General features: G+C 71.0%; 8 protein-coding genes. 6 read left to right on the top strand and 2 right to left on the bottom strand.

Features of this window, described 5'->3' with window-relative positions; all coding sequences use genetic code 11:
- Positions 1-134: 134 nt before the first annotated feature.
- Complete coding sequence (locus ACIBVL_RS32240) at positions 135-1,553, top strand: sugar porter family MFS transporter (RefSeq protein ID WP_399102687.1); 1,419 nt, start codon at positions 135-137, stop codon at positions 1,551-1,553.
- A 147-nt stretch (positions 1,554-1,700) separates the two neighbouring features.
- Here ACIBVL_RS32240 and ACIBVL_RS32235 read toward each other — a convergent pair whose 3' ends face one another.
- The gene (locus ACIBVL_RS32235) at positions 1,701-2,672 is read right to left on the bottom strand and encodes an LLM class flavin-dependent oxidoreductase (RefSeq protein WP_399102685.1); all 972 of its coding nucleotides are present in this window, start codon (positions 2,670-2,672) and stop codon (positions 1,701-1,703) included.
- 126 nt (positions 2,673-2,798) lie between these two features.
- Here ACIBVL_RS32235 and ftsY point away from each other — a divergent pair, with 126 nt between their 5' ends.
- Entirely contained in the window at positions 2,799-4,004 is a 1,206-nt protein-coding gene (ftsY, locus tag ACIBVL_RS32230; RefSeq protein ID WP_399102683.1) for a signal recognition particle-docking protein FtsY, read from the top strand.
- 86 nt (positions 4,005-4,090) lie between these two features.
- Here ftsY and ACIBVL_RS32225 read toward each other — a convergent pair whose 3' ends face one another.
- The gene (locus ACIBVL_RS32225) at positions 4,091-4,747 is read right to left on the bottom strand and encodes a bifunctional DNA primase/polymerase (RefSeq protein ID WP_399102681.1); all 657 of its coding nucleotides are present in this window, start codon (positions 4,745-4,747) and stop codon (positions 4,091-4,093) included.
- Positions 4,748-5,194: 447 nt separating this feature from the next.
- Between ACIBVL_RS32225 and ACIBVL_RS32220 the strand changes: the two genes are divergently transcribed.
- From ACIBVL_RS32220 to ACIBVL_RS32205, 4 genes are all read left to right on the top strand, one after another.
- A complete protein-coding gene (locus ACIBVL_RS32220) occupies positions 5,195-6,679 on the top strand; it encodes a hypothetical protein (RefSeq protein ID WP_399102679.1) in 1,485 nt (494 codons plus the stop codon).
- A gap of 352 nt (positions 6,680-7,031) precedes the next feature.
- Entirely contained in the window at positions 7,032-8,363 is a 1,332-nt protein-coding gene (locus ACIBVL_RS32215; RefSeq protein WP_399102677.1) for an ammonium transporter, read from the top strand.
- The gene (locus tag ACIBVL_RS32210) at positions 8,360-8,698 is read left to right on the top strand and encodes a P-II family nitrogen regulator (RefSeq protein WP_328422941.1); all 339 of its coding nucleotides are present in this window, start codon (positions 8,360-8,362) and stop codon (positions 8,696-8,698) included. Before ACIBVL_RS32215 ends, ACIBVL_RS32210 begins: the two co-directional genes overlap by 4 nt.
- 26 nt (positions 8,699-8,724) lie before the next feature.
- A complete protein-coding gene (locus ACIBVL_RS32205; RefSeq protein WP_399102675.1) occupies positions 8,725-11,181 on the top strand; it encodes a [protein-PII] uridylyltransferase in 2,457 nt (818 codons plus the stop codon).
- The last annotated feature ends 87 nt before the right edge of the window (positions 11,182-11,268 follow it).

Below are 11,268 nucleotides of genomic sequence, written 5' to 3'. Positions count from 1 at the left end.
CTTGAACACAGTCCCCTTAAACGTGCCTGTTTTCTCACACACTCTCGCCTAGAGATTTCGAAACTTGAAGGCATAGGGTCGTCCACGTTGTTTTTGCCTTCAGGCAACGTTGCCGGTGGCCTTAGGAGTTGAACGTGACCAGCACAGCGCACCCGCACACGTCAGGAGCCGGGACGGCTCACCCCGATCATCTCGGGCACGTCATCTTCATCGCGGCGGCAGCGGCGATGGGCGGTTTCCTGTTCGGCTACGACAGCTCCGTGATCAACGGCGCCGTCGAAGCCATCCGGGACCGCTACGACATCGGCTCCGCGGCCCTTGCCCAGGTCATCGCCATCGCCCTGATCGGCTGCGCGATCGGCGCCGCGACCGCCGGCCGGATCGCCGACCGCATCGGCCGCATCCGGGTCATGCAGATCGCCGCCGTGCTGTTCACGGTCAGCGCCGTCGGCTCGGCCCTGCCCTTCTCCCTGTGGGACTTCGCCCTCTGGCGGGTCGTCGGCGGCTTCGCCATCGGCATGGCCTCGGTCATCGGCCCCGCCTACATCGCCGAGGTCGCCCCGCCGGCCTACCGCGGCCGCCTCGGCTCCTTCCAGCAGGCCGCGATCGTCATCGGCATCGCCGTCTCGCAGCTGGTCAACTGGGGTCTGCTCAACTCCGCCGGCGGTGACCAGCGCGGCACCCTGATGGGTCTGGAGGCCTGGCAGGTCATGCTCGGCGTCATGGTCGTCCCGGCCGTCCTCTACGGACTGCTCTCCTTCGCCATCCCCGAGTCCCCGCGCTTCCTGATCTCCGTCGGCAGGCGTGAGCGCGCCCGCGAGATCCTCGCCGAGGTCGAGGGCGAGTCCGCCGACCTCGACACCCGCGTGGCCGAGATCGAGCACGCCATGAACAGCGAGCACAAGTCCACCTTCAAGGACCTGCTCGGCGGAGGCTTCTTCTTCAAGCCGATCGTCTGGATCGGCATCGGCCTCTCGGTCTTCCAGCAGTTCGTCGGCATCAACGTCGCGTTCTACTACTCCTCGACCCTGTGGCAGTCGGTGGGCGTCGACCCGACGGAGTCGTTCTTCTACTCCTTCACCACCTCGATCATCAACATCGTCGGCACCGTGATCGCGATGATCTTCGTGGACCGCATCGGCCGCCGCCCACTGGCCATCATCGGCTCGGTCGGCATGGTGATCGGCCTCGCACTGGAGGCCTGGGCCTTCTCCTTCGACCTCGTCGACGGCAAGCTGCCCGCCGCCCAGGGCTGGACCGCGCTCATCGCGGCCCACGTCTTCGTCCTCTTCTTCGCCCTCTCCTGGGGCGTGGTCGTCTGGGTCATGCTCGGTGAGATGTTCCCGAACAAGATCCGCGCCGCCGCCCTCGGCGTGGCCGCCTCCGCGCAGTGGATCGCCAACTGGGCCATCACCGCCAGCTTCCCGTCGCTGGCCGACTGGAACCTCTCCGTCACCTACGTGATCTACACGGTCTTCGCGGCCCTCTCGATCCCGTTCGTCCTCAAGTACGTCAAGGAGACGAAGGGCAAGGCGCTGGAGGAGATGGGCTGACCACCCCCGCGTACCCGGGGAGAAGGGCGAAGTCCCCGCTGCCCCTCTCCCCGTACCCGTCCGCCGCCCCCGGCCCGGCCCCTGCCCGGCCGGGGGCGGCGTACTCATGACGGCGCTCGCGGGCGATCGCGTCGAGGCGGGCGCAGGTCAGCCCTCCAGCGCCGGAAGCACCCGTTCTGCGAACAACCGCAGACTCCGCCACCCCTCCGCCACCGGCATCCCGCCCGCCAGCGGATGCAGGACGAAGTTGTCGAGCTCCTGCGTCACGCACTCGTCCGGCGTGAGAATCCGGTACACCCCCTCGGCCCGCAGCTCCTCGACCGTCGCCGCCCCCGACCGCACCGCCGAGCGGATCTCACCGGACTGCCAGGAGGCGTAGGTCCGCGCCTCGTGCAGGAAGTGCCCGCCGTACTGCGCCCACACCCGGTCCGGATCCTCGGCCACGTGCAGCAACGGCGTCTCGGCGCCCGGCATCATCGTCCACCCCTGCGTCCCGTACTCCACCAGCCGCTCCTTGTAGTACGCCTCCAGCTCCGGCAGATGAGCGCTCGGGAAGAAGGGCAGCCCGAGCCGCGCGGCCCGACGGGCGGCGGCCCTGGACGAACCGCCGACCAGGAGAAGGGGGTGCGGTTCGGTCTGCGGACGCGGGGTGACCCGTACCGTACGGCCCCGGTACTCGAACTCCTCCCCGGTCCACGCCTTCAGTACGGTCTCCAGCAGCTCGTCCTGGAGCCGGCCCCGGCGCTTCCAGTCCACGCCGGCGCGGGCGTACTCCTCCGGCCGGTACCCGATCCCGGCGACCGTGACCAGCCGTCCCCCGCTCAGCAGATCCAGTACGGCGATGTCCTCGGCGAGCCGCAGCGGGTCGTGCAGCGGGCCGATGACCGCTGAGACGGTGACCGCGAGCCGCCGGGTCGCCCCCAGCACCGCTCCCGCGAAGGCGAACGGCGACGGCAGCCAGTTGTTGTCCACGCCGTGGTGCTCCTCGGTCTGCACGGTGGTGACCCCGCGCTCGTCGGCGTACGCGGCCATCTCCAGCGCGGCCCGGTACCGCACGCCCAGCTCGGACGGGGAGGCGCCGGGAGCGACGAGGTTGAAACGGACGACGGTGACGGGCATGGGAAACCCCCTTCGGCGAATGTGGGGGGACCGTAGCTGACAGACCGTCAGGTAACCAGGGATGTGGAGACACCCGCCCCGGGGAGCCGGGCCCCCGGCCGAGGCGGGATGGATACTGGACGCGTTATGGAAACCGTCATCCTTGCTGTAGTCATCGCCGTTGTCGTGCTCGCGGTGCTCGGTGGGCTCGTCGTCGGCAGCCGGCGCAAGAAGCCGCTGCCCCCGCCGCCCCCCGCAGCCCCCGACATCACCGCGCCTCCGGCCGAGCCGCATGTCGGCGACGAGGCCGAGACGCCGCGCGACGAACCGCGCCGCACGATAGAGGAGGTGGATCTTCCCGACGGTGGCTCGACCGGGGTCGCGGTCGAGGAGCCGCCTGTCGTCGAGGCCCCGGAGATCGAGATCCCGGAGCCCACCGCGGGGCGTCTCGTACGCCTGCGCGCCCGTCTGTCCCGTTCCCAGAACGCCCTCGGCAAGGGTCTGCTCACGCTGCTCTCGCGCGAGCACCTCGACGACGACACCTGGGAGGAGATCGAGGACACCCTGCTCACCGCCGACGTCGGCGTGCAGCCCACCCAGGAACTGGTGGAGCGGCTGCGCGAGCGGGTGCGGGTGCTCGGCACCCGCACCCCCGAGGAGCTGCGCGGCCTGCTGCGCGAGGAGCTGCTCACGCTGATCGGCACCGACTTCGACCGCACGGTGAAGACCGAGCCCGAGGACCGCAAGCCCGGGATCGTCATGGTCGTCGGCGTCAACGGCACCGGAAAGACCACCACCACCGGCAAGCTCGCCCGCGTGCTCGTGGCCGACGGGCGGACCGTCGTGCTCGGAGCCGCCGACACCTTCCGTGCCGCCGCCGCCGACCAGCTGCAGACCTGGGGCGAGCGGGTCGGCGCCCACACCGTGCGCGGTCCCGAGGCCGGTGACCCCGCCTCCGTCGCCTTCGACGCGGTGAAGGAAGGCAAGGAGATGGGCGTCGACGTCGTCCTCATCGACACCGCCGGCCGGCTCCACACCAAGACCGGGCTCATGGACGAACTCGGCAAGGTCAAGCGGGTCGTCGAGAAGCACGCGCCGCTCGACGAGGTGCTGCTCGTCCTCGACGCCACCACCGGGCAGAACGGTCTCGTCCAGGCCCGGGTCTTCGCCGAGGTCGTCGACATCAGCGGCATCGTGCTGACCAAGCTCGACGGCACCGCCAAGGGCGGCATCGTGGTCGCCGTCCAGCGCGAGCTGGGCGTCCCGGTCAAGCTCGTCGGTCTCGGAGAGGGCGCGGACGACCTGGCGCCGTTCGAGCCGGAGGCGTTCGTTGACGCCCTTATCGGAGAGTGACCCGCTCCCGGATCCGGTAGCGGTGAGAAGCGCCCGTCCCCAGGTGACGTCAGGGGGCGGGCGCTTCGCTGTCTACGGCGGTGGTGCTACGCGCGGGACCGGTGGGCGACGTACGCCAGCGTCCCCAGCAGCAGCCTGGCCTCCGGCGGCCTGGTCGCCGAGTCCAGGGCGGGCGGGCGCAGCCAGTGCACCGGACCGAGGCCGCCACGGTCGGAGGGCGGGGCCGTGACGTACGTACCGGGGCCGAGGCCGCGCAGGTCGAGGGCGGCCGGGTCGTCCCAGCCCATGCGGTAGAGCAGGTTGGTCAGCTCGGCGGCGGCGCCGGGGGCGACGAAGAACTGGGTGCGGCCCTCGGGGGTGGCGGTGACCGGCCCGAGAGGGAGGCCCATGCGCTCCAGGCGGACCAGGGCCCGGCGCCCGGCGGCCCCGGCCACCTCGATCACGTCGAACGCGCGCCCCACCGGCAGCATCACCGAGGCGCCCGGGAACTCCGCCCAGCTTCTCGTCACGTCGTCGAGGGTGGCGCCGGCGGGGACACGCGGAGCGAAGTCCAGGGGATGCGCGCCGGGTGCGGGGCAGTCGGGGCGGCCGCAGGAGCAGGCGCCCGCCGCGGCCCGGGCGCCCGGGACGACGTCCCAGCCCCACAGTCCCGTGAATTCGGCGACGGCGGTGCACTCGGACGAGCGACCGCGCCTGCGCGCGCCGGAGCGGATCTCGCGAATGCCGCCGATCGTGAAGCCCATACCCCCTCCAACGGGTTCGACGCACCGATGGTTACGTTACGGACGCATGTCGTAACTCTGCGTGCTTCCGCCGCCCGTCGTCCGCCCGTTCCAGGCGGCGTACGGAAGCGCGCCGGGTGGTGTGGTCGGCTGCGCGCGCCCCTGAGTGCTTCGCTCCGCTCATTCCCGGCCGTCCCGTGTCAAGTGAATCGCGTACAGGCCATCGGGAGTTCATTCGAAGGGGTGGCGAATGGTGGCGTTTCCGGGATCGCCGGGACCGAGGTCGTGATCGTGGGATTACGCTGAGTGTGCGGGTCCTGGGGGCACATGCGCGTATGGGTATGCCGGAGGCAAGTCGACTTTCCGTTCGAAGGGTGACAACTACCGGACGAGGGGCCGTATTTACCGGCATTCTGATAAGGCTTGGCGCACTCAGTGACAAGTGGTCTCAGGGATGGGGGCGTTCCAGTGGGCGGCAACGACGGAAGCGGGAGCAACCCTGCCAGCGCGGACAAGCGCCCGAACGAGCTGCTCACTTCGTGGTTCGTGCGCAGCGGCTGGTCGAAGGGTGAGCTGGCCCGCCAAGTGAACCGCCGCGCACGTCAGTTGGGCGCCAACCACATCTCCACGGACACCTCGCGGGTGCGTCGCTGGCTGGACGGCGAGAACCCCCGCGAGCCCATCCCCAGGATCCTGTCCGAGCTGTTCTCCGAGCGGTTCGGCTGTGTCGTCTCCGTCGAGGACCTCGGTCTGCGCGCCGCGCGCCAGGCACCCTCCGCGACCGGCGTCGACCTGCCCTGGACGGGCCCGCAGACGGTGGCGCAGCTCAGCGAGTTCTCGCGCAGCGACCTGATGCTGGCACGGCGCGGCTTCCTCGGGACCTCGCTGGCCCTGTCCGCGGGTCCGTCCCTCATCGAACCCATGCAGCGCTGGCTCGTCCCCTCGCCGCCCGCCCCGCTCCCGCAGCCGGAGTCCGTCCCCACCAGCCGGGCCCGCGGCCGGCTCTCCCGGCCCGAGCTGGACCTGCTGGAGTCCACCACGGTGATGTTCCGGCAGTGGGACGCCCAGTGCGGCGGCGGACTGCGCCGCAAGGCGGTCGTCGGCCAGCTGCACGAGGTGACGGACCTCCTCCAGGAGCCCCACCCCGAGTCCACCTCGAAGAAGCTGTTCAAGGTCGCCGCCGAGCTGGCGGAGCTCGCGGGCTGGATGTCGTACGACGTGGGACTCCAGCCGACCGCCCAGAAGTACTTCGTCCTCGCCCTGCACGCCGCCAAGGAGGCCGGTGACCGGCCGCTCGGCTCGTACATCCTCTCCAGCATGAGCCGCCAGATGATCCATCTCGGGCGGCCCGAGGACGCCCTGGAACTGATCCACCTCGCGCAGTACGGCAGCCGGGACTGCGCGAGCCCCCGCACCCAGTCGATGCTGTATGCGATGGAGGCCCGCGCCTACGCCAACATGGGGCAGCCCGGGCGGTGCAAGCGGGCGGTGCGGATGGCCGAGGACACCTTCGCCGAGGCGGACGAGTGGGACGAGCCCGACCCCGACTGGATCACGTTCTTCTCCGAGGCCGAGCTCTACGGCGAGAACAGCCACTCCTTCCGCGATCTCGCCTACGTCGCCGGCCGCAGTCCCACCTACGCCTCCCTCGCCGAGCCCCTGATGCAGAAGGCCGTAGAGCTGTTCGCGGGCGACACCGACCACCAGCGGTCGTATGTGCTGAACCTGATCGGGATGGCCACCGTCCATCTGCTGCGCCGCGAGCCCGAACAGAGCGCCACCCTGGCCGCACAGGCCATGAAGGAGGCGAAGAAGGTCCGCTCCGAGCGCGTCAACACTCGTATTCGAAAGACCGTCGACACCGCCGTCCGCGACTTCGGCGATCTGTCCGAGGTCGTGGACCTCACCGAGCGGCTCGCGCAGGAGCTGCCGGAGACGGCCGAAGCCGTCTGACAACCGAGCCGCACCCCTGATCCACCGAGCACAACCCCTGAACCCCGGCCGCGGCCGGCCCTCCCGAAGTGCCCGACTCGGCTCCCCCATGCCAGGTCATCGGAAGGCCGTCCGTGGCCGGTTTCCTTCCCTCCCGGGGAAGGTTGCGCCACGATAACGATCCACTCCGCGACAATCAGACAGTTCACTCAGGCGTAACGCACAAGGCGCCTTCGTCACGGCGGCGAAACAATGAGGGGCTTCCACCGAAACCGCGCTGCGTCAATCTCATGGCGCATAACCGGCCCACCCCTCATGACCCCCGCCTCTGGCTTCGCCCGCACGGGGCCGTACCTACGACGAGGAGACGCCGATGGCACCAGCCATCACGCTTGCCGCAGACAAACTGTCTGCCGCCAACACAGGCTTCATGCTCATCTGTTCCGCCCTGGTGCTCATCATGACCCCGGGCCTCGCCTTCTTCTACGGAGGCATGGTCCGCGTCAAGAGCACCCTCAATATGCTGATGATGAGTTTCATCAGCATGGGTATCGTCACCATCCTGTGGGTGCTCTACGGCTTCTCCATGGCGTTCGGTACGGACCACGGCTCACTCATCGGCTGGGAGTCCGACTTCGTCGGATGGACCGGCATCGACAAGGCCGACATCTGGTCCGGATACACGATCCCCGTCTTCGTCTTCGCCGTCTTCCAGATGATGTTCGCCATTATCACGCCCGCGCTGATCAGCGGCGCGATCGCGGACCGCGTGAAGTTCACCGCCTGGTCGATCTTCCTCGTCCTGTGGGCGACGGTCGTGTACTTCCCGGTCGCGCACTGGGTCTGGGGCACCGGAGGCTGGGCCTTCGAACTCGGTGTGATCGACTTCGCCGGTGGTACGGCGGTCCACATCAACGCCGGTGCCGCGGCCCTCGGCGTGATCCTGGTCATCGGCAAGCGCGTCGGCTTCAAGAAGGACCCGATGCGCCCGCACAGCCTGCCGCTGGTCATGCTCGGCGCCGGTCTGCTGTGGTTCGGCTGGTTCGGCTTCAACGCCGGCTCCTGGCTCGGCAACGATGACGGCGTCGGCCCGCTGATGTTCGTCAACACGCAGATCGCCACCGCCGCCGCCATGATCGCCTGGCTCGCCTACGAGAAGATCCGTCACGGCGCGTTCACCACGCTGGGCGCCGCCTCCGGCGCGGTCGCCGGTCTGGTCGCCATCACCCCGTCGGGTGGCGCGGTCTCCCCGATGGGCGCGATCGCGGTCGGTGTCATCGCCGGTGTCGCCTGCGCCGCGGCCGTCGGCCTGAAGTACAAGTTCGGCTACGACGACTCGCTCGACGTCGTCGGTGTCCACATGGTCGGCGGTGTCGTCGGCTCCCTGCTGATCGGCCTCTTCGCCAGCGGCAAGGGCCAGTCCGACGTCGAGGGCCTCTTCTACGGCGGCGGCATGGACCAGTTCTGGAAGCAGTGCGCCGGTGTCTTCGCCGTCCTCGGCTACTCCCTGGTCGTCTCCGCGGTCCTCGCCTTCCTCCTCGACAAGACCATCGGTATGCGGGTCACCGAGGACGAGGAGATCTCGGGCATCGACCAGGCCGAGCACGCCGAGACCGCGTACGACTTCAGCGGTGCCGGCGGCGGTGCCGCCCGCAGCGCCGTCCCGGCCGGAGTCGGTGCCGACAGCAAGAAGGTGGACGCATGAAGCTCATCACCGCCGTCGTGAAGCCCCACCGGCTCGACGAGATCAAGGAAGCCCTGCAGGCCTTCGGGGTGCACGGTCTGACGGTCACCGAGGCGAGCGGCTACGGTCGTCAGCGGGGACACACCGAGGTCTACCGTGGTGCCGAGTACACCGTCGACCTGGTCCCCAAGATCCGCATCGAGGTGCTGGCCGAGGACGACGACGCCGAGCAGGTGATCGACGTCATCGTCAAGGCGGCCCGCACCGGCAAGATCGGTGACGGCAAGGTCTGGTCCCTCCCGGTCGAGACGGCCGTACGGGTCCGCACCGGCGAGCGCGGCCCGGACGCGCTCTGATCGCAGAACAGAACAGGAGCTGCTGGGTGTCGAGCACGGATGTGCGAAAAGAAGCAGAGGACTCGGGACCCAGCGGCTATGCGGCGGCCCGGCTGCGCCTCCTCACCGAGGAGGCGCGGTCCGGGCCGCCGCGCCGTGCGGCCCTCTCCGAACTCACGGACGACTGGCTGGCCGGACTGTTCACGGCCGGCGCCGAGGACCTCAAGGGTGTCTCCCTGGTCGCCGTCGGCGGCTACGGCCGCGGGGAGCTGTCCCCGCGCAGCGACCTCGACCTGCTGCTCCTGCACGACGGCGGTGACAGCAAGGCGGTCGCCGCCCTCGCCGACCGCCTCTGGTACCCCATCTGGGACCTGGGCCTCGCCCTGGACCACTCGGTCCGCACCCCGGCGGAGGCCCGCAGGACGGCGGGGGAGGACCTGAAGGTCCAGCTCGGTCTGCTGGACGCCCGCCACCTCGCCGGAGACCTCGGCCTGACCGCCGGACTGCGCACATCGGTCCTCGCCGACTGGCGCAACCAGGCGCCCAAGCGCCTCCCCGAACTCCAGGAACTGTGCGCCGAGCGCGCCGAGCGTCAGGGCGAGCTGCAGTACCTGCTGGAACCGGACCTCAAGGAAGCGCGCGGCGGCCTGCGGGACGCCACCGCCCTGCGCGCCGTGGCCGCCTCCTGGCTGGCCGACGCCCCCCGCGAGGGCCTCGACGACGCCCGCCGCCGGCTCCTCGACGTCCGTGACGCCCTGCACCTGGCCACCGGCCGCGCGACCGACCGGCTGGCCCTCCAGGAGCAGGACCAGGTCGCGGCCGAGCTGGGCCTGCTCGACGCCGACACCCTGCTGCGGCAGGTGTACGAGGCGGCGCGCGTCATTTCGTATGCGAGCGATGTCACCTGGCGTGAAGTGGGGCGCGTCCTGCGCTCGCGCGCCGTGCGGCCGAGGCTGCGCGCCATGCTCGGGGGCGGGAAGCCCGTCGCCGAGCGGTCGCCGCTGGCCGAAGGCGTGGTGGAGCAGGACGGCGAAGTGGTGCTCGCCCGTGCCGCACGACCCGAACGTGACCCCGTGCTTCCGCTGCGTGCCGCGGCCGCCGCCGCGCAGGCCGGCCTCCCGCTCTCCCTGCACGCCGTACGGCGCCTGGCCGCCACCGTGCGCCCCCTGCCCACGCCCTGGCCCGCCGAGGCCCGCGAACAGCTGGTCACCCTGCTCGGCTCCGGCCAGCCCACCATCGAGGTCTGGGAGGCCCTGGAGGCCGAGGGCCTGATCACCCGCCTGCTGCCCGACTGGGAGCGGGTGCGGTGCCGGCCGCAGCGCAACGCCGTGCACATCTGGACCGTCGACCGGCATCTCATCGAGACCGCCGTCCGCGCCTCCGAGTTCACCCGCCGCGTCAGCCGCCCCGACCTCCTCCTGGTCGCCGCGCTGCTGCACGACATCGGCAAGGGCTGGCCGGGCGACCACTCCGTCGCGGGCGAGATCATCGCCAAGGACGTGGCCGGCCGCATCGGCTTCGACCGCGCGGACATCGCCGTCCTGTCCTCCCTCGTCCGGCACCACCTGCTGCTCATCGAGACGGCGACCCGGCGCGACCTGGAGGACCCGGCCACCGTGCGCTCGGTCGCCGACGCCGTCGGCTCGCAGAGCACCCTGGAGCTGCTGCACGCGCTCACCGAGGCGGACGCGCTGGCCACCGGGCCCGCCGCCTGGTCCTCCTGGCGAGGTTCGCTCGTGGCCGACCTGGTCAAGAGGGTCGCGGCGGTGCTCGCCGGCGACGAGCCCGACGAGCCCGACGCCGCCGCGCCGACCGCCGAGCAGGAACGGCTGGCCATCGAGGCGGTCGCCACGGGCAGCCCGGTGCTGGCCCTGCGCGCGCAGACCGAGGCGCCGGCCGATTCCGCGGGGGAGCAGCCCGTCGGCGATCCCGAGCCGCTCGGCGTGGAGCTGCTCATCGCCGTACCCGACCAGGAGGGCGTGCTGCCCGCCGTCGCCGGTGTGCTCGCCATGCACCGCCTGACCGTGCGCACCGCCGAGCTGCGCGCCCTGGACCTGCCGGACGGCGTCGAGGGCTCCGTGCTGCTGCTGAACTGGCGGGTCGCCGCCGAGTACGGCTCCCTGCCGCAGGCCGCCCGGCTGCGCGCCGACCTCGTCCGCGCCCTGGACGGCTCCCTGGACATCGCCGGACGGCTCGCCGAGCGCGACGCGGCCTACCCCCGGCGCCGTGGCGTGGTCGCGCCCCCGCCGCGCGTCACGGTCGCCCCGGCGGCCTCCCGGCACGCCACGGTCATCGAGGTCCGCGCCCAGGACGCGCCGGGACTGCTGTTCCGGATCGGGGCGGCCCTGGAGGACGCGGGCGTACGGGTGCGCAGCATGCACGTCAGCACGCTCGGCGCCAACGCCGTGGACGCCTTCTACGTCACCGGCGCGCAGGGTTCGCCCCTGCCGAGCGACGAGGCGGCGTCTCTCTCACGCAAGCTGGAGGAGACCCTCCGGGGCTGAGTTCGGGGCGGACGGACCGGGTCCGGGCACGATCGTGACCCGGTCTTGTCACGCCGGGATACCCTGGAGGGCGATTCCCTGAAGCCA

Source organism: Streptomyces sp. NPDC049687, from assembly GCF_044465285.1.
Lineage (GTDB): Bacteria > Actinomycetota > Actinomycetes > Streptomycetales > Streptomycetaceae > Streptomyces.
The sequence above is the reverse complement of the archived record's forward strand: the minus strand, read 5'-3'. Positions and strand labels throughout refer to the sequence as shown.

Excerpts from the sequence above, each read along its gene's own strand:
- ACIBVL_RS32235 (WP_399102685.1), bottom strand. The coding sequence starts at position 2,672 with ATGCCCGTCACCGTCGTCCGTTTCAACCTCGTCGCTCCCGGCGCCTCC.
- ftsY (WP_399102683.1), top strand. The coding sequence starts at position 2,799 with ATGGAAACCGTCATCCTTGCTGTAGTCATCGCCGTTGTCGTGCTCGCG.
- ACIBVL_RS32225 (WP_399102681.1), bottom strand. The coding sequence starts at position 4,747 with ATGGGCTTCACGATCGGCGGCATTCGCGAGATCCGCTCCGGCGCGCGC.
- ACIBVL_RS32215 (WP_399102677.1), top strand. The coding sequence starts at position 7,032 with ATGGCACCAGCCATCACGCTTGCCGCAGACAAACTGTCTGCCGCCAAC.
- ACIBVL_RS32210 (WP_328422941.1), top strand. The coding sequence starts at position 8,360 with ATGAAGCTCATCACCGCCGTCGTGAAGCCCCACCGGCTCGACGAGATC.